The organism is Mesorhizobium sp. C395A (assembly GCF_030323205.1).
Classification (GTDB): Bacteria; Pseudomonadota; Alphaproteobacteria; order Rhizobiales; family Rhizobiaceae; genus Mesorhizobium.
Map to the genome: position 1 here is coordinate 4,264,392 of NZ_CP100473.1, position 19,000 is coordinate 4,283,391.

Annotated in this window: 24 protein-coding genes; 14 read left to right on the forward strand and 10 right to left on the reverse strand. The window is 63.2% G+C overall.

Annotation, left to right across the window (positions count from 1 at the left end; translation table 11 throughout):
- Positions 1-65: 65 nt before the first annotated feature.
- The 7 genes from NLY37_RS20870 (at position 66) to NLY37_RS20900 (ending at position 6,211) form a co-directional block, all read left to right on the forward strand.
- Complete coding sequence (locus tag NLY37_RS20870) at positions 66-950, forward strand: LysR family transcriptional regulator (protein ID WP_156933948.1); 885 nt, start codon at positions 66-68, stop codon at positions 948-950.
- Between the two features lie 141 nt (positions 951-1,091).
- A complete protein-coding gene (gene efp, locus NLY37_RS20875) occupies positions 1,092-1,658 on the forward strand; it encodes an elongation factor P (protein ID WP_023668757.1) in 567 nt (188 codons plus the stop codon).
- A gap of 22 nt (positions 1,659-1,680) precedes the next feature.
- Entirely contained in the window at positions 1,681-2,481 is an 801-nt protein-coding gene (locus tag NLY37_RS20880) for an inositol monophosphatase family protein (RefSeq protein ID WP_023742238.1), read from the forward strand.
- A 110-nt stretch (positions 2,482-2,591) separates the two neighbouring features.
- Complete coding sequence (gene trhA, locus NLY37_RS20885) at positions 2,592-3,308, forward strand: PAQR family membrane homeostasis protein TrhA (protein ID WP_023700276.1); 717 nt, start codon at positions 2,592-2,594, stop codon at positions 3,306-3,308.
- Positions 3,309-3,487: 179 nt separating this feature from the next.
- Positions 3,488-4,513, forward strand: coding sequence for a MotA/TolQ/ExbB proton channel family protein (locus NLY37_RS20890; protein ID WP_023668754.1), 1,026 nt, complete (start codon positions 3,488-3,490; stop codon positions 4,511-4,513).
- 1 nt (position 4,514) lies between these two features.
- A complete protein-coding gene (locus NLY37_RS20895) occupies positions 4,515-5,546 on the forward strand; it encodes a peptidoglycan -binding protein (protein ID WP_023684164.1) in 1,032 nt (343 codons plus the stop codon).
- A 239-nt stretch (positions 5,547-5,785) separates the two neighbouring features.
- Positions 5,786-6,211, forward strand: a complete 426-nt coding sequence (locus NLY37_RS20900; protein ID WP_023742237.1) for a hypothetical protein — start codon at positions 5,786-5,788, stop codon at positions 6,209-6,211.
- Positions 6,212-6,289: 78 nt separating this feature from the next.
- Here NLY37_RS20900 and NLY37_RS20905 read toward each other — a convergent pair whose 3' ends face one another.
- A complete protein-coding gene (locus tag NLY37_RS20905) occupies positions 6,290-6,643 on the reverse strand; it encodes a DUF1304 domain-containing protein (RefSeq protein ID WP_023668751.1) in 354 nt (117 codons plus the stop codon).
- A gap of 146 nt (positions 6,644-6,789) precedes the next feature.
- Between NLY37_RS20905 and NLY37_RS20910 the strand changes: the two genes are divergently transcribed.
- The gene (locus NLY37_RS20910) at positions 6,790-8,277 is read left to right on the forward strand and encodes a carboxypeptidase M32 (RefSeq protein ID WP_023742236.1); all 1,488 of its coding nucleotides are present in this window, start codon (positions 6,790-6,792) and stop codon (positions 8,275-8,277) included.
- A gap of 10 nt (positions 8,278-8,287) precedes the next feature.
- On the opposite strand, the gene NLY37_RS20915 is transcribed toward NLY37_RS20910, so the two are convergent.
- Complete coding sequence (locus NLY37_RS20915) at positions 8,288-10,090, reverse strand: ABC transporter transmembrane domain-containing protein (protein ID WP_023668749.1); 1,803 nt, start codon at positions 10,088-10,090, stop codon at positions 8,288-8,290.
- Positions 10,091-10,294: 204 nt separating this feature from the next.
- On the opposite strand from NLY37_RS20915, the gene rpmE reads away from it, so the two are divergent.
- Positions 10,295-10,516 carry a 50S ribosomal protein L31 gene (rpmE, locus tag NLY37_RS20920; protein WP_023668748.1) on the forward strand — a complete coding sequence of 74 codons (222 nt, stop codon included), beginning with the start codon at positions 10,295-10,297 and terminating at the stop codon, positions 10,514-10,516.
- Between the two features lie 185 nt (positions 10,517-10,701).
- Here the strand turns inward: rpmE and NLY37_RS20925 are convergent, their stop codons facing one another.
- Positions 10,702-11,343: a TetR/AcrR family transcriptional regulator gene (locus NLY37_RS20925; protein ID WP_023684159.1), complete on the reverse strand. Its 642-nt coding sequence runs from the start codon at positions 11,341-11,343 to the stop codon at positions 10,702-10,704.
- A gap of 117 nt (positions 11,344-11,460) precedes the next feature.
- On the opposite strand from NLY37_RS20925, the gene NLY37_RS20930 reads away from it, so the two are divergent.
- Together NLY37_RS20930 and NLY37_RS20935 are read left to right on the forward strand one after the other, a co-directional pair.
- Positions 11,461-12,288, forward strand: coding sequence for an NAD(P)H-binding protein (locus tag NLY37_RS20930; RefSeq protein WP_023668744.1), 828 nt, complete (start codon positions 11,461-11,463; stop codon positions 12,286-12,288).
- Position 12,289: 1 nt separating this feature from the next.
- Positions 12,290-12,766 carry an anthrone oxygenase family protein gene (locus NLY37_RS20935; RefSeq protein WP_023698432.1) on the forward strand — a complete coding sequence of 159 codons (477 nt, stop codon included), beginning with the start codon at positions 12,290-12,292 and terminating at the stop codon, positions 12,764-12,766.
- A 33-nt stretch (positions 12,767-12,799) separates the two neighbouring features.
- Here the strand turns inward: NLY37_RS20935 and NLY37_RS20940 are convergent, their stop codons facing one another.
- From NLY37_RS20940 to NLY37_RS20955, 4 genes are all read right to left on the reverse strand, one after another.
- Positions 12,800-13,111, reverse strand: a complete 312-nt coding sequence (locus tag NLY37_RS20940) for an Rdx family protein (protein ID WP_023668742.1) — start codon at positions 13,109-13,111, stop codon at positions 12,800-12,802.
- Positions 13,108-13,896: an RDD family protein gene (locus NLY37_RS20945; protein WP_023742235.1), complete on the reverse strand. Its 789-nt coding sequence runs from the start codon at positions 13,894-13,896 to the stop codon at positions 13,108-13,110. The genes NLY37_RS20940 and NLY37_RS20945 overlap by 4 nt, the downstream gene beginning before the upstream one ends.
- Before the next feature lie 81 nt (positions 13,897-13,977).
- Positions 13,978-14,727 carry a YebC/PmpR family DNA-binding transcriptional regulator gene (locus tag NLY37_RS20950; protein WP_023668740.1) on the reverse strand — a complete coding sequence of 250 codons (750 nt, stop codon included), beginning with the start codon at positions 14,725-14,727 and terminating at the stop codon, positions 13,978-13,980.
- Between the two features lie 180 nt (positions 14,728-14,907).
- Positions 14,908-15,231 (reverse strand): ArsR/SmtB family transcription factor, encoded by a 324-nt coding sequence (locus tag NLY37_RS20955; RefSeq protein WP_023668739.1) that lies wholly within the window; start codon positions 15,229-15,231, stop codon positions 14,908-14,910.
- A 50-nt stretch (positions 15,232-15,281) separates the two neighbouring features.
- Here NLY37_RS20955 and NLY37_RS20960 point away from each other — a divergent pair, with 50 nt between their 5' ends.
- The 3 genes from NLY37_RS20960 to NLY37_RS20970 are packed head-to-tail and all read left to right on the forward strand — an operon-like array spanning position 15,282 to position 16,659.
- Positions 15,282-15,764 (forward strand): SRPBCC domain-containing protein, encoded by a 483-nt coding sequence (locus tag NLY37_RS20960; RefSeq protein ID WP_023668738.1) that lies wholly within the window; start codon positions 15,282-15,284, stop codon positions 15,762-15,764.
- Positions 15,765-15,784: 20 nt separating this feature from the next.
- Entirely contained in the window at positions 15,785-16,147 is a 363-nt protein-coding gene (locus NLY37_RS20965) for a VOC family protein (protein ID WP_023700266.1), read from the forward strand.
- A 29-nt stretch (positions 16,148-16,176) separates the two neighbouring features.
- Positions 16,177-16,659 (forward strand): SRPBCC family protein, encoded by a 483-nt coding sequence (locus NLY37_RS20970; RefSeq protein ID WP_023742234.1) that lies wholly within the window; start codon positions 16,177-16,179, stop codon positions 16,657-16,659.
- A 21-nt stretch (positions 16,660-16,680) separates the two neighbouring features.
- On the opposite strand, the gene NLY37_RS20975 is transcribed toward NLY37_RS20970, so the two are convergent.
- From NLY37_RS20975 to NLY37_RS20985, 3 genes are all read right to left on the reverse strand, one after another.
- On the reverse strand, positions 16,681-17,442 hold the full coding sequence (locus tag NLY37_RS20975; RefSeq protein WP_023694576.1) for a TerC family protein: 762 nt from the start codon (positions 17,440-17,442) through the stop codon (positions 16,681-16,683).
- A gap of 73 nt (positions 17,443-17,515) precedes the next feature.
- The gene (locus NLY37_RS20980) at positions 17,516-18,340 is read right to left on the reverse strand and encodes a TIGR00282 family metallophosphoesterase (protein WP_023668734.1); all 825 of its coding nucleotides are present in this window, start codon (positions 18,338-18,340) and stop codon (positions 17,516-17,518) included.
- A gap of 56 nt (positions 18,341-18,396) precedes the next feature.
- Positions 18,397-18,924, reverse strand: a complete 528-nt coding sequence (locus tag NLY37_RS20985; RefSeq protein ID WP_196813862.1) for a DUF3592 domain-containing protein — start codon at positions 18,922-18,924, stop codon at positions 18,397-18,399.
- Positions 18,925-19,000: the final 76 nt, after the last annotated feature.

Sequence of the window (19,000 nt, forward strand, 5' to 3'; positions counted from 1 at the left end):
GTTTGAAAGGAAAATCGCTTGCCAGGCGGTGGATTTCAAATTCATAATGTTCAGAATGATTATGCTTGCGAAACATCGTTCTGACTATGCTTGAGGAATTGCGCACGCTCGCCCTGTTTGCCGAGGAGGGCTCGATCCAGAAGGTCGCCCGGCGCCTGCCGCTGACGCAGCCGGCTGTGACCCGGCAAATCCAGCGGCTGGAGGACATGCTTGGCACGACGCTGCTCGACCGCCGGCAAAAGCCGCCGCGACTGACGCCGACGGGGCTGGAAGTGCTGGCGCGCGGCCGCGATATCATCGCTTCCGTAGAAGCGCTGAAATCCTTCGCCGGAAAGACCGAGCCGGAAGGACTGTTCCGCCTGGGTCTCGCCCATGGCCTCTCGGACCGCGACATAGCGGGGGCCATCGCCAACGCCGCGGCGGCATTCCCGAAAGTGTCGCTACGGCTCAAGACCGGCTGGAGCGCCGAACTGATCGATCAATTCGAACGCGGCGAGCTCGATGTGACGATTGTTCTGCGATCGTCGGACAAGCCAGGTCCGGAAGCGCTTGGCACTGAACGTCTTGGCGTCATCGCTGCGTCCACCGTCGCCGATCCGGAAGACGGTGGCCGGACACCCATGCCGTGGGTGCTTAGTCCGGCACCTTGCGACGCGCGCCAGAAGCTCACGTCCGTTCTGGTCGGCGGAAGGCGTTATTTCGAGATCGCGGCGGAGATACAGGATCCGGCCTTGCAGATGGAATGGGTCCGTCGGGGGCACGGCCTTGGGCTAATGCCGTTGCGTCTTGCAAGGCGCCGACTTCCCGACGGCCTCATGCTCGTCAACACGGAAGATGTCGACCTTTCCTTACAGGTCGCCGCACTTCGCTCGCCTCATCTCAACCGGCTGACTGAGGCTGCGGATGCCATCGTCGAGGCCGTCGGCAAAGTCATTGCAGCCCAGGTTTGAGGCTACCAGCCGCTGTCGGGCGATCTGGCATCCCTTGCCTCTCCTGCCGATTTGTGGTCTTGGGGGCCCGAAATCGCTTGTCCAGCGATCATCCCCATACCAACGGCCAAGCCGTTGGTAGCATCCCGGATCAATCTCATCATGGCCAAGATCAATGGCAACGAAATCCGTCCCGGCTATGTCATCGAACACGATGGCGGCCTCTGGGTGGCGGTCAGGACCAACACCGTCAAGCCCGGCAAGGGCGGCGCGTACAACCAGGTCGAACTGAAGAACCTGATCAACGGCACCAAGCTCAACGAGCGCTTCCGCTCGGCGGAGACCGTCGAGCAGATCCGGCTCGATCTGAAGGATTTTTCCTTCCTCTACGCCCAGGACGACGCGCTGGTGTTCATGGACACGCAGAGCTACGAGCAGCTCGAGCTGGCGAAGGATTTCGTCGGCGACCGCGCCGCCTTCCTGCAGGACGGCATGATGGTGACGGTCCAGCTCTATGAGGACAGGCCGATCGGCATTTCGCTGCCCGACCAGGTGACGCTGACCATCACCGAGGCCGACCCGGTGGTGAAGGGCCAGACGGCCGCGTCCTCGTACAAGCCGGCGGTGCTGGAAAACGGCATCCGCGTGCTGGTGCCGCCATTCATCGGCGCCGGCGAACGCATCGTCGTCGACACCAACGAACTCACCTACATGCGCCGCGCAGACTGACGCGTAGGCAGGAACAGATACGATGGCACGCTCCGCACTTCTCAATGTCATGGTCCAGGCCGCCATGAAGGCCGGCCGCTCGCTGTCGCGCGACTTCGGCGAGGTGCAGAACCTGCAGGTGTCGATGAAGGGACCGGGCGACTATGTCAGCCAAGCCGACCGCAAGGCCGAGGACATCCTGTTTGCCGAACTGTCGAAGGCACGGCCGGGCTATGCCTTCCTGATGGAAGAGCGCGGCATGATCGCAGGGGACGACGACCAGCACCGTTGGATCGTCGACCCGCTCGACGGCACCACCAATTTCCTGCACGGCATTCCGATCTTTTCCATCTCGATCGCGCTGGAGCGACAGGGCCAGTTGGTCGCCGCCGTCATCTACAATCCGGCAATGGATGAGCTCTACACCGCCGAGCGCGGCGGCGGCGCCTTCATGAACGATCGCCGGCTGCGCGTTGCCGGCCGCAGCAAGCTCACCGACTGCGTCATCGGCTGCGGCGTGCCGCATCTCGGCCGCGGCCAGCACGGCAATTTCCTCGTCGAGTTGCGCAATGTGATGGCCGAGGTCTCGGGCGTGCGCCGCCTGGGTTCCGCCGCGCTCGATCTCGCTTATGTCGCCGCAGGCCGCATGGACGGCTTTTGGGAAACCGGCCTGTCGGCCTGGGACATTGCCGCCGGCCTGCTGCTGATCCGCGAGGCCGGTGGCTTCGTCTCCGACATGGATGGAGGCCAGGATATGCTCGAGGGGGGTTCGCTCGTCGCTGGCAACGAGGTCATCCAGCGCGCGCTGCTCAAGGCCGTGAAGAAGCCGCTTTCGGCGCGCTGATCACTTGGCATGCCGGCGCGGCGCGCTGAAGCGCCGCAGTCGCAAAACCGCAATCAAAGCTTGAAATACTGCCCGGCGGCCGCCCAGATAAGGGTGACGCAGGATCTTTTATGACGAGCATACCTTCACTATCCTCGCGAGAAGCGCAGCCAGACCAGCCAATTGAAATCCCTTTTGTCGGGCGTTGGCACTATTCGCGTGCGGAGATGATCGCCGATGGCATCGTCCACGCGGTCGGCATCGTGCTGGCGATAGCCGCCGGCTCGGCGTTGCTGGCGCTGGCCGCCTTCCATGCCGGTCCCGGCGAATACATCGCCGCCGCCTTCTTCGTGGTGTCGCTGCTGACTGTGCTGTCGATTTCGCTGACCTACAATCTGTGGCCGGTGACGTCGCCGGCGAAGTGGATCTTGCGGCGCTTCGATCATGCGGCGATCTATCTCCTGATCGCCGCGACCTACACGCCCTTTCTGGCCCAGCTCGACGGCTCGCCGCTGGCGCTGCCGATGATTGTCCTTGTCTGGACCGCTGCTTTGACCGGCATTGCCATGAAAGTGTTCCTGCCCGGCCGCTTCGATCGTCTGGCCATTGTCTTCTATCTCGCCATCGGCTGGAGCGGCGTCGTCCTGGTCAAGCCGCTGGTGGCGACGTTGCCGACGACCTCGATCGCGCTGATTGTCGCCGGCGGCATCGTGTACTCCTGCGGCGTCATCTTCTTCGCCTGGAAACGCCTGCGCTTTCACAATGCCCTCTGGCACGGCTTTGTCGTCACCGGCGCCGGGCTGCATCTTGCCGCCATGGTCGACTGCCTGGTCGTCAACCGCCTCTGAACGGCGTGGTGCGGCCCGACAGTCGGGCAATATTGCCAAGCGCCATTCAATTTGGTCACAATTCCGTTTAGAGTCGCGAATTACGTGGTCGGCGGCACTGGAGCGGTTCCAGGGAAGTATGAGCGGCTTCCCGTTCGGAATTGCGTCAAGGCAAATAGAGCATCGGAAACGGGGCACGGATGGCTTTTCTCAGATCCTTCGGCGTGGGCAGGCGTTCTGATGTCCTGATGTACGATCCGCACAAACTGTCGAGCCCGCAGGTCTTCCTCCTGACCATGGTCATCTTCCTGGTCATCGTCGCCTTCATCGCCGCCATCCTCACCCGCCAGATCTCGACCGCTTTCGGGAGCAATCCCGGCCTCAACGGCCTGATCGTCGGCGTCCTTGTGGTCGGCATCCTGCTTGCCTTCGCCCAGGTCGGACGACTGTTTCGCGAAGTGCGCTGGGTCAATTCCTTCCGCGCCGGTTCCGAAACCACCGAGCCGGTGCTGCTGGCGCCGATGAAGGCGATGATCGGCCGCTCCTCGACGGTCGCCTTCTCGACGTCTTCGATGCGCACCATGCTGGATTCGATCGCCACCCGCCTCGACGAAAGCCGCGACACCTCGCGCTATCTCGTCGGGTTGCTGGTGTTCCTCGGTCTGCTCGGCACCTTCTGGGGCCTGCTCAACACCATCGGCTCGATCCGCGAAACCATCGAATCGCTCGATCCCGGCACCGGCGACGCCGCCGCCGTGCTCGATTCGCTGAAGCAGGGGCTGTCGGCGCCGCTGGCCGGCATGGGTACGGCCTTTTCGTCCTCGCTGTTCGGCCTTTCCGGGTCGCTGGTGCTAGGCTTCCTCGACCTGCAGGCCGGCCGCGCGCAGACCCGCTTCTATACCGAGCTTGAAAACTGGCTGTCCTCGGTCACCGATCTCTCCTCCGACATCGCCGTCGCCGACCCGGCCAAGACTGAATCCTCCGACGAGATCCGGGTCCTGTCGGAACGGCTGCGCAGCATGCAGGAAAGCGGCGGCGGCTCCAATCCGCGCGTCGCCACCGCCATGGCCAATCTCGCCGACGGCATTTCCGGCCTGGTCAAGAACATGCGCTCCGAGCAGCAGATCATGCGCGACTGGGTCGAGGCCCAGTCGGACGAGCAGAAGGCGATGCGCAACACGCTGGAAAAGATCGCCGACGCGCTGAAGAAACCCGGGGTCCACTAGCATGGCTCTCGCCAGGGGCCGGCGCACCGATCGCCGCATCGACTATTGGCCGGGCTTCGTCGACGCGCTGTCGACGCTGCTGCTGGCCATCATGTTCCTGCTCACCGTTTTCGTGCTGGCGCAGTTCCTGCTCGGACGCGAACTCTCCGGCAAAGATACGGCGCTCACGCGCCTCAACTCGCAGATCAACGAACTGACGCAGTTGCTGGCGCTGGAGCGCTCGAGCGCGCAGGACAAGGACGATTCGCTGGCCAATCTGCAGGCGTCGCTGTCGGCCGCGGAAGCTGAGAAGAGCCGGCTCGAGCAGCTGCTGGCACAAGGTGCCGGCGCCGGCGACGCCGCCACCCAGCGCGCCGCGGAACTCGGCGGCGAACTCGACAGCCAGCGCCAGATCAGCCAGCAGGCGCTGAGCCAGGTCGAGATCCTGAACCAGCAGATCGCAGCACTGCGCAAGCAGATCGGCGCGCTCGAGGACGCCCTCAATGTGTCCGAAACGCGCGACCGCGATTCCAACACCAAGATCGCCGATCTCGGCCGTCGGCTCAACGTCGCGCTGGCGCAGCGCGTGCAGGAGCTGAACCGCTATCGCTCCGACTTCTTCGGCCGCCTGCGCGAAATCCTCGCCGACCGCGAGAACATCCGCATCGTCGGCGACCGCTTCGTCTTCCAGTCGGAAGTTCTGTTCCCGACCGGGTCGGAAGTGATCAACGATGCCGGCAAAGTCGAGATGAAGAAGCTCGCCGATGCCATCATCGAGTTGCAAAAGGAAATCCCGCCCGAGATCAACTGGGTGCTGCGCGTCGACGGCCACACCGACAACAAGCCGCTGTCCGGCGCCGGCCGCTATCGCGACAATTGGGAATTGTCGACGGCGCGTTCGACCTCGGTGGTCAAGTTCCTGATCGAGAACGGCGTGCCCGCCAACCGGCTGGTTGCGGCCGGCTTCGGCGAATTCCAGCCGCTCGACCCCGCCGACACCGAAGACGCCCGCAACAAGAACCGACGCATTGAACTGAAGCTCACCGAACGGTGATTTTCAGTCACGCGAAATTGTTTGCCGGCTCAACTCTAGAGCGCAACGCCAGGTCGGCAAGGCCTGAAAACATTATCTTTCTTTAATTACACTTCGCGTTTCCGGGCTCCTACTTTGACGCGCAGGGCCGAGAACCGCCGGCGATGCCTCCCATCGCGACGCGACGGAACCGGACGGCCCGCTTCCGGAAGGCGGAGCGAAAGCGCTTGCCCCTTCCATAGCAGGAGGAGACGCACATCATGCGCTCTTTGAAGACTCTCAGGACCGCAACCCTCACGACACTTCTGATCACTGTTCCACTCGCCGGCGCCTATGCCGCCGGACATCACAAGGGCGCCCTCGACGCCAGCGACCCGACCGACATGACCGGTCCGCGCGTGACCGGCCTGATCGAGCAGGTGCGGGGCGTCGAACAGGGCATCACGGATGCGCGCGAGACGAAGGGCATCTCGACCTCGGAAGCGCAGTGGCTGCATCTGCGTGCTGCGCATATCGGCCAGCCCGCCGAACGGGTCGCCGCTTCGGACCATGGCCGGATCCCGGCCGCGCAATATCACGATCTGCTGCGCCGCCTCGACAATGTCGATCAGAGGCTGATGTCCGACACCGGCAGCGGCTTCATGATCGGTGATGGCTCCGACGGCGGAAATTATCCGAACGGCTGAGATCCGCTCTGATATCTCCAGGAATGAGGAAGGGACTGTCTGACGCCCCCGGATCTGGCTCCGAGGGCGTCTTTTTTGTCACCAGCCCAGCCACAGCGCAGCGAGGGCCAGCACCGCCGGCACGGTCTGAATATAGAGGATCTTCCGGCTGGCAGTCGCCGCGCCATAGAGGCCGGCGACGGCGATGCAAAGCAGGAAGAACACCTTGATCTGGAATCCCGCCGCGCCGAGATAGAGGCCCCAGATCAGCCCGGCGGCAAGGAAGCCGTTGTAGAGCCCCTGATTGGCGGCGAGCACCTTCGATGCGCTGGCGAAGTCCGGCTTGAGGTTGAACGCCCTGTGCCCGCGCGGTGTGTCCCACGCCACCATCTCCAGATAGACGATAAAGAGGTGGATCAGGGCCACCAGCCCGACCAGGATATTGCCGATCATCTTAGTCTCCCCTCCATGGCGGTGTTCCACCGTCAGCCAGCATTCCACGCACCAGCTCACCGGCGCAAGCTGCATAGCCACCTTTGAGGGTTGCCAATCCTGGCGCGTTGGTATCTTTTCCCGCGGTCCAAAACGCGGAACCTGTCATGTCTTTTCAGAAGCTCGATGATCTCGGCCACAAGCTCGAAGCGCTGGAACATGCGCTCGCCATCCTCGGCGCCGACGAGGCGACCCACATGGCCGTCGGCGGCGGCGAGAAGCGCGCCGAAGCGATGTCTTCCCTTGCCGGCATGCTGCATATCAGGGCTACCGCGCCGGAGATCGCCGACTGGCTCGCCGCTGCAGAAGCTGAAGCGCTCAACGAGGAGCAGCAGGCGGCGGTCCGCGAACTGCGTCGCCAATACACCAACCTGACCTGCCTGCCGGTCGAATTCGTCGAGCGCCAGACGGTAGCGCGCATGCGCTCGGAGCAACTCTGGCGCGACCTGCGCGCCAAGAACGACTGGGCCGGATTCCTGCCGGCGCTCGAAGGTGTCATCGCGCTGGTGCGCGAGGAAGCCGCTTTGCGCGCCGACGCGCTCGGCCTCGATCCCTACGACGCACTGATGGAGCAATACGATCCTGGCAACCGGGCCGCCGACATCACGCCGGTCTTCACCGAGCTGAAGACATTCCTGAAGGGCTTCGTGCCGGAAGCGCTGGCCGTACAGGAAGCGCGACTGGCCAAGCGCCCGCTGAAGCCGCTCTCCGGCAGCTATGCGATCGACAAACAGCGCGAGCTTGGTCTCGCCATGATGGCTTCGGTCGGCTTCGACCTCACCCATGGTTCTCTGTCCGTATCGCACCATCCTTTCTGCGGCGGGGTGCCGAGCGACGTTCGCATCACCACCCGCTACAAAACGTCCGATTTCCTGTCGGCTTTGATGGGCGTGCTGCACGAGACCGGCCACGCGCTCTACGAGCAGAACCTGCCGAAGGCCTGGGCGCACTGGCCGCTCGGCAAGGCGCGCGGCATGGCGGTGCATGAAAGCCAGAGTCTGTTCGTCGAGAAACAGGTCGGCCGCAACCCCGAATTCTGGCGCTGGGCGCTGCCCGTGGTCGAAAAGCATCTCGGCGAAGCCTGGTCGCTCGACGACATCCTGCCGCATGTGCACCGGGTCGAGCGCGGCCTGATCCGCGTCGACGCCGACGAGGTCACCTACCCGCTGCATGTCATCCTGCGCTACGAGTTGGAGCAGGAGGTGGTCTCGGGGCGGCTGCAGGCGGCCGACCTGCCCGAAGCCTGGGACGCCAAGATGCGGGAGTATCTTGGCCTTTCGACCATCGACAACCCAGCCGACGGACCGATGCAGGACGTGCATTGGCCAGGCGCCGCCTTCGGCTATTTCCCGTCCTATACGCTGGGCGCTATGATGGCGGCGCAGCAATGGGCTGCGCTGACGCGCGACCATCCTTCAGCCGACAGCGACCTCGCCAAGGGCAATTTCGCCGCCATCAATGACTGGCGCCGCGACAATATCTGGTCGCAGGGATCCCGCTGGTCGACGCCCGAACTGCTTGAGCGCGCCACCGGGGAAAAGCTCAACGCCGCGTATTTCACCGAGCATCTCCGCAAGCGGTATGGTCCCGCCTGATTGCGGGTTGCTACTCCGCGGCACCCCTGAAGGCGCTTGCTCCGGTTTCGAACTGCAGCTTGGCCAGCCTTGCATAGATTCCGCCCTTGGCGACCAGGCTCTGGTGCGTGCCTTCCTCGACGATGCGGCCGCCATCCATGACCAGGATGCGGTCGGCCTTCAGCACGGTCGCCAGCCGGTGGGCGATGACGATGGTGGTGCGGCCCTGCATCAGCCGTTCCAGCGCCGTCTGCACCAGCGTTTCGCTTTCGGCGTCGAGCGCCGACGTGGCCTCGTCGAGCAGCAGGATCGGCGCGTCGCGCAGGATGGCGCGGGCGATCGCCACGCGCTGGCGCTGGCCGCCGGACAAGGTCACACCGCGCTCGCCGACCTGGCTGTCGTAGCCCTTGTCGAGCCTGAGGATGAACTCGTCGGCCAGCGCGTCCCTGGCGGCGGCCTCGATCTCGGCATTCGTCGCGCCCGGCCGGCCAAAGCCGATATTGTCGCGCGCGCTTGCCGCAAAGATGGTGACATCCTGCGGCACGATCGCAATGCGCTCCCGCACTTCAGCCGGATCGGCTTCGCGCACGTCGACGCCGTCAATGGCGATGCGGCCAGTTTCGGGATCGTAGAAGCGCAGGATCAGCGAAAAGACGGTGCTCTTTCCGGCGCCCGACGGGCCGACGATCGCCACCGTCTCGCCGGGCTTGACCTGAAAACTCAAGCCGTGGACGGCGGCACGGTCCGGCCTTGCCGGGTAGGAGAAGGAGACGTCGTCGAAACTGATCGCGCCTGTCGCCTTGGCGGGCAGCGGCAGCGGATTGGCCGGCGGTTGAATCGCCGGCGTCTCGTCGAGTATCTCGGTCAGCCTTTCGGCCGCACCCGCCGCCTGGGCAAGCTCGCCCCAGACTTCCGACAGTGCGCCCAGCGCGCCTGCGGCAAACACGGAGTAAAGCAGGAACTGGCCGAGCGTGCCGGGCGACATCGTGCCGGCAAGCACGTCACGCGAGCCGAACCACAACACCGCCACGACCGAGGAAAAGATCATGAAGATGGCAAAGAAGGTGAGCAGCGAGCGGGAGAAGATCGACGAGCGCGCCGCCTGGAAGGCGGCTTCCACCGCGGCCGAGAACCGCCCGGTGACCAGCGTCTCGTTGGTGAACGCCTGCAGCGTGCGCACCGCGCCGATCTGCTCGCTGGCATAGGCGGTCGCTTGCGCCAGCGTGTCCTGCGCCTGCCGTGACCGGCGCCTCACCGAACGGCCGAACGCGACCAGCGGCAGTACGATGAGCGGAATGGCCGCGATCACCAGGCCCGACAGTTTCGGGCTGGTGACGACCATCATCGCCACCGCGCCGAGCCCGAGGATGACGTTGCGCAACGCCACCGAGGCGGTGGCGCCGACCGCGGATTTCACCTGCGTGGTGTCGGCGGCAAGCCGCGAGACGATCTCGCCCGATTGCGCGGTGTCGAAGAAGGACGGCGAAAGCGTCGTGACATGCGAAAACACGTCGCTGCGGATGTCGGCAACGACCCGCTCGCCGAGCGTGATGACGAAGTAGTAGCGTCCGGCCGACGCTGCCGCCAGAATGGCTGCCATCGCCACCAAAGCGGCGAAATACTCGGCGATGAAGACGGTGCCGGAAGCACTGAAACCGTGATCGATCATGCGCCGCACGGCCAGCGGCAGCGCCAGCGTCGTCGCCGCGGCGATGGCGAGCGAAATGAGGGCGCCTATGACCAGTTTGCGGTAGCGGAATATGTAGGGATACAGGCGCCTGAGCGGCCCGAGCGAGCGCCTGCGCCCGTCTTGCTCGCCGCTGATGTCCGCCATGACCGTTTCCTCTGGCCGCTCCAGGTGGGCGCGTTCAATATGCGCCTGCCGTGGCCTTGTGATTCAATTCCGGCTGATGTATAGGCTCGCCGACCGTTTTAGAAGCCGTGGCTTTTCAATAGCTGCGGCTTCGAGTTTTAAAAAGGGGCGCATCGACGCAGGCCGCGGGCCCGTCTGTAGCGCCGCAAGCCAGGAAGCACGACAATGAAGGCCGATATCCATCCCGACTACCACACCATCAAGGTCGTCATGACCGATGGCACCGAATACTCGACCCGTTCGACCTGGGGCAAGGAAGGCGATACGATGAACCTCGATATCGATCCGACCACGCACCCGGCCTGGACCGGCGGCCAGCAGACCCTGCTCGACCGCGGCGGCCGCCTGTCGAAGTTCAAGAAGCGCTTCGAAGGCTTCGGCCTCTAAAGTTTACCTGTATCGCTGAATCAAGAACCCGCCTTTGTGGCGGGTTTTTTTGTTGCCGCCAAAGTCAGTCGCTTCGAGCTAACGCGCCGATACCTCCCGCTTGTGGGGAGGTCGCCCAGGGTCGGGTGCGGTCCGACGCCTCCACCCTGCTGCTTCGAAGCGACCCTTCCCAGAGTGGTGCGAGCCTACCCGTCCACCAATTCCCGCAGCGCCATGCGCTTGTAGGCGGCGACCAGCCTGTCGCCCTCCTGCCGGTCGACCGAGATCGCCAGCCGCACGGCAGCCTCGCCCATCTGCCAGACGAGGAAGGCCGTCGTCTCCAGCGCCACCGGATCGGCGCCGGGATGCAGCCGCTTCAGCACCATGGTCAGGAATTCGGCATTCGCCCGGCTGTCGGCGAGTTCGAGCTGGCGCAGCGCCTTGTCGGCCTGCGTGCCCGACCAGATGTCGCGCATCACCGGCTCGGCCAGGAACAGCTGATAGTAGATATCCACCAGCTCCGAAAACGCCTGCCGCAGGCCCTCGGCGTCGACGACATCCTTGAGCGCCGAGGAGATGCAGGCCTGGCTTTCGGCGGTGTAGCGCTCGGCCAGCGCCCAGACGATCGCCCGCTTGTCGGGAAAGAACTGGTAGAGCGAGCCGATCGACACCGCGGCCCGCTCCGCCACCTCGCCCATGCGCATGGCGTCGCTGCCTTGCTCGGCAATCAGCGCCGAGGCTGCGGCCAGCATGCGCTCGACCCGCTCGCGGCTGCGCTGCTGGGTGGGCGCCCGTCGCGGCGATGCGACCTGCTCCTGGGCAGATGCGGGCGTTGCTGTGTCTTCCATGACGGCCTCCGGTCTCGACAAAATCTGCCAACAAACGGCTTGACTCCCAAAATACGAGGGTTTATCACATTTTGCAAATGTGAGGATTACTCATATTTGTAACAAAGGAAAACCACCATGACCGACACCAAACCAGTCCTGATCCTCGGTGGCACTGGCAAGACCGGCCGTCGCCTCGCCGGGCGGCTGACCTCACAGGGCATTCCCGTGCGCATCGGCTCGCGTTCCGGCAGCCCCCGCTTCGACTGGGAGGTTCCGGCGACCTGGGAGCCTGCCATGCAGGGCGTGGGCGCCGTCTACATCAGTTACTATCCCGACATCGCCGTGCCGGGCGCCGCCGAGACCGTCGGCGCCTTCGCCAGGCTTGCGGTGGCAAATGGCGTCACCCGCATGGTGCTGCTCTCCGGCCGCGGCGAGACCGAAGCCCAGCGCGCCGAAGAGATGGTCAAAGCCTCGGGCGCTGACTGGACGATCCTGCGTTGCGCTTGGTTTTCGCAGAATTTCAGTGAAGGTTTTCTCGTCGAGTCCTTGCGGCAAGGCGAAGTGGCTTTGCCTGTCGGCCCTGTTGGCGAGCCCTTCGTCGATGTCGACGACATCGCCGATGCTGCCTTCGTTGCGCTGACCGAACCGGGTCATGTCGGCCAGCTCTATGAGTTGACCGGGCCGCGGCTGCTAAGCTTCGCCGACGCGGTTGCCGAGATCGCCAAGGCGACCGGCCGCGACATCCGCTATATCAAGATCTCGCATGACGAATTCACCGCCGCGACGGCGGCATACGAACTGCCGCCCGAAATCGCCTGGCTGCTCAACGAGCTGTTCACCGAAGTGCTTGACGGCCGCAACGAGACGCTGACCGACGGCGTCCAGCGTGTGCTCGGCCGCGCGCCGAAAGACTTTTCCGCCTACGCAAATGAAACCGCTGCAACCGGCATCTGGAGCAACTGAGATGATCAAGCTTCTTCCCACCCTCACCATCATCGCCGCCATCGGCTCGGGCGTCGTCGGCGGCGTGTTCTTCGCCTTTTCCGACTTTATCATGGCGGCGCTTGCCCGGCTGCCGGTCCCCCAAGGCATCGCAGCGATGAATTCGATCAACATCACGGTGATCACGCCCACCTTCATGACGGCGCTGTTCGGCACCGGCCTGCTCTGTCTGGTGCTTATCGCCGCCGTTCTCATGGGGTGGAGCCAGTCCGGCTCATACTGGCTGCTTGCCGGCGCCGTGATCTATTTGATCGGCAACCCGATCGTGACCATGGTCTTCAATGTGCCGCTCAACGATGCGCTCGCCGCCGTCGACCCGGCCAGCGCCAATGGCGCAGCCGTGTGGGCGAACCATCTGAATCAATGGGTGATGTGGAACCACGTCCGCACCATCACCGCCATCGTGTCGATGGCCTGCTTCATGTTCGCATTGCTCTGAAAAATGACACTTCGCAAACGCAAGGACCTCGCCTCAAGCGGGGTCCTTTTGCGTGTGACCCTTGCGGTCGGAATGACCGAGATCGCGGCCCGGATCGATGACGTCGCGCACCAGCTGCTTGAGCTTGGCGGCATCGGGAAAGCCGCCGTCGCGCTTGCGGTCCCAGACCAGCACATCGTTGCAGGAAACGGTGAAGATGCCGCCTGTGCCCGGCACCAGCGTCACTTCACCAAGATCCGTGCCGAAGGTGGAGAGCAGTTCCTGCGCCATCCAGCCGGCCCGCAACAGCCACTGGCACTGCGTGCAATAGGTGATGACCACGCGGGGCCTCTCCGGCACACTCATGTCTGGGCCTCCTGTATGCGCACCGTGGTATTTGCGAATCGATCGTGTATCGGGTCGTCGCCCAGAGCTATGGATATCGCAATCCAGACCGGCCAGATCAGCACCAAAACGAGGGCAGCGGATGCAACCACTATTTCCAGGCTGGAGTAATCCTGCACGCCACCGGGAGCGGTGCCCCAAGCCTGAAAAGCATACCAGCTTCCCGTCAGGACGATCGGTAATGCGCCGAGAAACTTGATAAGTTGCCGCCGAACAGCCTTTCTCGCCGGCAGGCCGACCCTATGTCTGTCGTCCTCATCATGTACAGTGAGCTCCGTGAGCCGCTTGCCGATTGATTGGCCGGACTTCAACTCCATAACGAGGAGATAAGACGCCAGAGCGATCAGCTCGAGGAAACCCAGGTCCAATGCTGCAGGCCTGAAATTCCCTTGCGAATCCAGATCGATCGAGATGGAGGAGGTTTCTCCAGGCTTTGAGCCCGGCGCCGTACCCACGCTCCATATGGCGACCGGCAAACCGAGTACTGATGTTCTACACACCTGCCAATCATAACGGGCAAGTGTCGGGGCACCGTGAACCGTACCCTCCTGGCATAGTTTCCAGTTCAGCCAAAAGCTGCCTTTTACGCCACCGTTGGTCAGCAGAAATAGAGCCCCTACGAGCAAATAGAGGGCGATCAGGATTACAAGGTAGTCGATGAGTGCAGCGAGAAACCGTCGCCATATGCCGGGCCGGCGAGGCCAGGCCACCGCATCGGCAAAACTTGCCTCTTTATAGTCGGTCATCGGCCCCCCCTGATAACTGACTAATCTATAGGCAGGCCGCCGTCATACAGCAATATTCGCATCCGACTGTATTGCACGGACCTACGCCGCGCTGAGCTTGGCCATGGTCTCGTCGTCGACCTCGAAATTGGCGTAGACGCTCTGCACGTCGTCATCGTCCTCGAGCGTTGCCACCAGTTTCATCAGCGATTGCGCCCGCTCTTCGTCGACCGGGACATTGTTCTGCGGCTGCCAGATCGGCTTCACCGATTCGGCCTCGCCAAGCGAGGCTTCCAGCGCCTTAGACACTTCGCCCATACTCTCGAACGCACAGTAGATGGTGTGGCCTTCCTCGTCGGACTCGACGTCATCGGCGCCGGCCTCGATCGCCGCGTCCATCACCTTGTCGGCGCTGCCGGCGGAGGCCGGATAGTAAATCTCGCCGGCGCGGTTCCACATGAACGACACCGAGCCGGTTTCACCAAGCGCACCCCCGGCTTTGGTGAAGGCGGCGCGCACGTTCGAGGCCGAGCGGTTGCGGTTGTCGGTCAGCGCCTCGACGATCAGCGCCACGCCGCCTGGCCCATAGCCTTCATAGCGCACCGCTTCGTAATTCTCGGCATCGCCCATCGATGCCTTGTTGATGGCGCGCTGGATGTTGTCCTTCGGCATCGACACCGCCTTGGCGTTCTGAATGGCCAGGCGCAAACGCGGGTTCATCGACGGATCCGGTGTTCCGCTCTTGGCGGCGACGGTGATTTCGCGCGCCAGCTTGGAAAACATTTTCGACCGCACCGCGTCCTGCCGGCCCTTGCGGTGCATGATGTTCTTGAACTGTGAATGGCCGGCCATGGCACCCCTGTCGTCTTCGGCTAGAGCATCCCGAAGCGAGGTGGTCTCACCTCGTCCTCCCGGGTACTCGAATTCAAATTTTCAGAGCCGTCCAAGGTGCAACGCGATGGATGCACGGCGTTCTCTGTCGGAATGGCCGGCTTATAGATAAATCGGCTCAATTCGTCCAGCCGCGCCGGTTCAGCCCTCCAGATCGGACTTCAGCCGGTCGATAATGCTGAGCGCATGGCCGGCATACTGGCTGATCCAGCGGTCGTGGATGTGCTTGATCGGCAGCGCGTTGAGATGGTTCCAGCGCTCTCGCCCTTGGCGCTTTGCCACCACCAGTTCGGCTTCTTCCAGCACCTTGAGATGCAGCATGACGGTGCAGCGATCGATGTCGGGAAACGCCTCGCACAACATGCCGGTCGTCTGCGGCGCATCCTTCAGCCGATCCAGCAATTCGCGACGGCGCGGATGCGCCAACGCCTTGAAAACGTGATCGTCTGCGGTTTGGCTTGACATGTTATGTTTCTATAACATATCGTCGAGCCAATCAAGGAGGAGCTGTGGATATGTCTCTTGGATTCAGAGTTTCCGGGCGCATCGGCAAACCGGTCGCCGAAGTCTTCGACGCCGTCGTCAATCCCAAAAAGCTGAGTGGCTATTTCACCACCATCGGCGGCGCCAGCGCGCCGCTGAAGGCCGGCACCGGGGTGGTCTGGTGGGGCAAGGTGCCCGTCGAAGTCGATGAGGTGATCAAGGACCGCCATATCGTGCTGCGCTGGGATGCCACCGATGCCGAAGGCAAGCCCGCCTACAAGACACGCATCGAGATGAACTTCGAGCCGCTGGACGATGGCGGCACCCTTGTGACCATTGCTGAATCCGGCTGGCCGGAAGGCGTGGTCGGCCTGCAGAAATCCTACCTCAATTGCGAGGGCTGGTCGCAGATGCTGGCCTGCATGAAGGCCTATGTCGAATACGGCATCAATCTGCGCGACGGCTACTACCGCGGCGAGATGAGGGGCGAGCCGGCCAACGAGACAAACAGATGAACAGCGCAACGGAGCCCGCAATGACCGCGAAAATGACAGGTGGAATCAACATCGCCATGAAAGTCCCGTCACATCAGTACGAGGCGACGATCGCCTTCTATCGCGACGTCGTCGGCTTGAATCCATTCACCGCCAAGACGCCGGCCATCGGCTTCGAGCTTGGCCCAAACCGTCTGTGGATCGACGAGGCGCCGATGCTGAGCCAGGCCGAAGTCTGGCTTGAGCTTTTCACCGACAATTCTGCAGCCATTGCGGATCATCTCGCCAAGGCCGGCGTCGTCCGTTGCGACGCGGTCGAGCCCCTGGGCGAAGGCTTTCGCGGCTTCTGGATCGCCAACCCGGCCAGCATCGTTCACATGGTGCGCGAGCCTGACGCCTGGTGAGCGCAAACCGGACAAGGAAAGGAGCATCGATGGAAATTCACAAAACGCCGACTGCCGAAGCCGGCATGCTGATCAGGCGGCCGGTCGCCGAGGTCTTCGAGGCGATCGTCGACCCGGCCATCACCACGAAATTCTGGTTTACCCACAGTAGCGGCCGGCTGGATAGCCGCAAAGAGGTTCGCTGGGAGTGGCGCATGTACGGGGCCTCGGCGATGGTCAATGTCAGCGAGATCGTCGAGAACAAGAAGATCGTCATGCAATGGAGCGATCCGCCGACCACTGTGGTCTGGACATTCACGGAGATGCCCGGCGCCGAAACGCCTGACGGTGCGACCTTTCTTGAGGTCAGCAATTTCGGCTTCGCCGGCGCCGCCGACGAGCAGGTCAAGCAGGCGGTCGGCTCGACCGACGGCTTCGCACTGGTTCTTGCCGGCGCAAAGGCATGGCTGGAACAGGGCCTGTCGCTTGGCCTGATCGGCGACCGTTATCCGAAGGGCGTGCCGGGGCGCTAGGATCGCCCCGATCGCCCAGCCTCAATGCCCACCGCTGGATTTCTTCCTTCGCCGCGCCAGCATGTTGAGGCCCTCGACCAGGGCGGAAAAGCCCATCGCGGCGTAGATGTAGCCCTTCGGCACATGATAGCCCATGCCGTCGGCGATCAGCGTCATGCCGATCATCAGCAGGAAGCCCAGCGCCAGCATGACGATGCTCGGGTTCTTGGCGATGAAATTGGCCAGCGGCCCGGCCGCCAGCATCATCACGCTCACCGCCACGATCACGGCGATGTACATGATGGCAATCTCGTCGGTCATGCCGACGGCGGTGATGATCGAATCGATCGAAAAGACGAGATCGAGCAGCAGGATCTGGAAGATGGCGCCGGCAAGCGAGATCTGCAGCGTCTCGCCCATCATCGTATCCTTGTGGTCGTCGGGATCGACGGTGTGGTGGATTTCCTTGGTCGCCTTCCAGACCAGGAACAGGCCGCCGGCAATCAGGATCAGGTCGCGCCAGGAAAAGCCATGGCCGAACGCTGTGAACACCGGCGTCGTCAGCTGCACGATGATGGAGATGGTTGCGAGCAGCACCAGCCGCATGATCAGCGCCGCCGAGATGCCGAGACGGCGGGCGCGGGCGCGCTGCGCCTCAGGCAATTTGTTGGTCAGGATCGAGATGAAGATCAGATTGTCGATGCCGAGCACGACCTCGAGGACGATCAGCGTCAGCAATGCGACCCACGCGGTTGGATCGGAAACAAATTGAAAATGCGGCGCAAAGAACTCGATCAGCTGCATGGAGGTCGTCCCCTCTTTAACGATCTAGAGCAGTTTCGTCGCCAGTTAGGTACTTTACTCGACTATATCAATGTCAAGACCAGAAGGATGGCGCGGTTTCTTCGAGCCGCGGCCCGCGACGAAAAGGCGCGATCTTCTCGGTCAGGCCGGTGCGGTCGGAAATAGTGACGCCGACGCCGCACAATGTCGCCGGTCCGGTCGCCGCCTCGAAGCGGCCTTTCGGCACTTTCGACAGGAAGCGGTTGAGCGGCTCTTCCTTGTCCATGCCGAGCGAGGAATCATAGTCGCCGCACATGCCGGCATCGGACATGTAGCCGGTGCCGCCGTTGAGGATCTGGTGGTCGGCCGTCGGCTGGTGCGTATGGGTGCCGATGACGAGGCTGGCGCGGCCGTCGACGAAATGCGCGAAGCACATTTTCTCCGAGGTCGCTTCGGCATGGAAGTCGATGACCACGGCATCGGCCTGCTCGCCCAGCGGACAGGCGGCCAGCTCGCGCTCGCCGGCCTGGAACGGATCGTCGAGCTCGGGATGCATGAACACCCGGCCCATGATGTTGGCGACCAGCACGCGCGCGCCGTTTTTGGCGATATAGACGCCGGAACCGCGCCCCGGCGTGCCCTTGGGGAAGTTGGACGGGCGCAAGAAGCGCTCCTCGCGCGGCGCGAAGACCAGTGCGTCGCGCTGGTCCCAGACATGGTTGCCGGTGGTGACGACATCCGCACCGGCGGCGATGGTGTCGCGAAAAATGTCTTCGGTGATGCCGAAGCCGCCGGCGGCGTTCTCGCCATTGACGATGACGAAGTCGAGTTTGAAATCCGAGATCAGGCCGGGCAGTTGTTCCCACACCGCCGTACGTCCCGATTTGCCCACCATGTCGCCGAGGAAGAGAAGTCTCATGCCCACTTCTATCCAGAGGCACGGACGCTAGGCAAGCGCTACCCGGGCGATTGGCGCTAACGCCGGCCGAAAGTACCACGCTGCTGTTGAGGCGGCTTGGCGCTCGCGCCCGCAACGCGAACTGCCGAAGGCATCATCGGTGACGCCGGCGGTGCGGTGCGTCCGCGCAGCCAGAAGAACCACACGTAAAAAACAGTGAACCCACCAGTAGCGGCCAGGAGCAACAGCCCGCCGCGCCAGCCCTTCATCGCCGCGGTATCGAGGATCGATGGATTGGCAGGGTTGTAATACAACTTCACCGCGTCGCCTTTGGACGCCGTGTAGAGGCCGATGTCCTTTCCCTTGCCGGACCACGTCATCGGTGCATCGTTCGCGACATAGGTGACAGCGACGTTGATGCCTTTCGCGGTGAGGCCATTACCCTGGGCTTCGCTGTAGGAACTGACATCCGTCACTGTGGCAACCGTCTGATGCCAGGCGAACTGGTGGTGCAGGGCCGTTCCGGAAATGTGCAATGCCATCGCGAACAGCGTTACCGCGATGAGGACGAACGGCATCAGCAGGAAGCGTGCGAAGACAAACATGATGGCCGCCATCGGCTCGGACTGTGTTGCCGGAATACTATCCGGCACGTCTTGGAAACGCGTTAAGCGGGATCGC

Bases quoted from the DNA above. Each gene is read 5' to 3' on its own strand.
- efp (WP_023668757.1), top strand. From the start codon at position 1,092: ATGGCCAAGATCAATGGCAACGAAATCCGTCCCGGCTATGTCATCGAA.
- NLY37_RS20880 (WP_023742238.1), top strand. From the start codon at position 1,681: ATGGCACGCTCCGCACTTCTCAATGTCATGGTCCAGGCCGCCATGAAG.
- trhA (WP_023700276.1), top strand. From the start codon at position 2,592: ATGACGAGCATACCTTCACTATCCTCGCGAGAAGCGCAGCCAGACCAG.
- NLY37_RS20890 (WP_023668754.1), top strand. From the start codon at position 3,488: ATGGCTTTTCTCAGATCCTTCGGCGTGGGCAGGCGTTCTGATGTCCTG.
- NLY37_RS20895 (WP_023684164.1), top strand. From the start codon at position 4,515: ATGGCTCTCGCCAGGGGCCGGCGCACCGATCGCCGCATCGACTATTGG.
- NLY37_RS20900 (WP_023742237.1), top strand. From the start codon at position 5,786: ATGCGCTCTTTGAAGACTCTCAGGACCGCAACCCTCACGACACTTCTG.
- NLY37_RS20905 (WP_023668751.1), bottom strand. From the start codon at position 6,643: ATGATCGGCAATATCCTGGTCGGGCTGGTGGCCCTGATCCACCTCTTT.
- NLY37_RS20910 (WP_023742236.1), top strand. From the start codon at position 6,790: ATGTCTTTTCAGAAGCTCGATGATCTCGGCCACAAGCTCGAAGCGCTG.
- NLY37_RS20915 (WP_023668749.1), bottom strand. From the start codon at position 10,090: ATGGCGGACATCAGCGGCGAGCAAGACGGGCGCAGGCGCTCGCTCGGG.
- rpmE (WP_023668748.1), top strand. From the start codon at position 10,295: ATGAAGGCCGATATCCATCCCGACTACCACACCATCAAGGTCGTCATG.
- NLY37_RS20925 (WP_023684159.1), bottom strand. From the start codon at position 11,343: ATGGAAGACACAGCAACGCCCGCATCTGCCCAGGAGCAGGTCGCATCG.
- NLY37_RS20930 (WP_023668744.1), top strand. From the start codon at position 11,461: ATGACCGACACCAAACCAGTCCTGATCCTCGGTGGCACTGGCAAGACC.
- NLY37_RS20935 (WP_023698432.1), top strand. From the start codon at position 12,290: ATGATCAAGCTTCTTCCCACCCTCACCATCATCGCCGCCATCGGCTCG.
- NLY37_RS20940 (WP_023668742.1), bottom strand. From the start codon at position 13,111: ATGAGTGTGCCGGAGAGGCCCCGCGTGGTCATCACCTATTGCACGCAG.
- NLY37_RS20945 (WP_023742235.1), bottom strand. From the start codon at position 13,896: ATGACCGACTATAAAGAGGCAAGTTTTGCCGATGCGGTGGCCTGGCCT.
- NLY37_RS20950 (WP_023668740.1), bottom strand. From the start codon at position 14,727: ATGGCCGGCCATTCACAGTTCAAGAACATCATGCACCGCAAGGGCCGG.
- NLY37_RS20955 (WP_023668739.1), bottom strand. From the start codon at position 15,231: ATGTCAAGCCAAACCGCAGACGATCACGTTTTCAAGGCGTTGGCGCAT.
- NLY37_RS20960 (WP_023668738.1), top strand. From the start codon at position 15,282: ATGTCTCTTGGATTCAGAGTTTCCGGGCGCATCGGCAAACCGGTCGCC.
- NLY37_RS20965 (WP_023700266.1), top strand. From the start codon at position 15,785: ATGACCGCGAAAATGACAGGTGGAATCAACATCGCCATGAAAGTCCCG.
- NLY37_RS20970 (WP_023742234.1), top strand. From the start codon at position 16,177: ATGGAAATTCACAAAACGCCGACTGCCGAAGCCGGCATGCTGATCAGG.
- NLY37_RS20975 (WP_023694576.1), bottom strand. From the start codon at position 17,442: ATGCAGCTGATCGAGTTCTTTGCGCCGCATTTTCAATTTGTTTCCGAT.
- NLY37_RS20980 (WP_023668734.1), bottom strand. From the start codon at position 18,340: ATGAGACTTCTCTTCCTCGGCGACATGGTGGGCAAATCGGGACGTACG.
- NLY37_RS20985 (WP_196813862.1), bottom strand. From the start codon at position 18,924: ATGTTTGTCTTCGCACGCTTCCTGCTGATGCCGTTCGTCCTCATCGCG.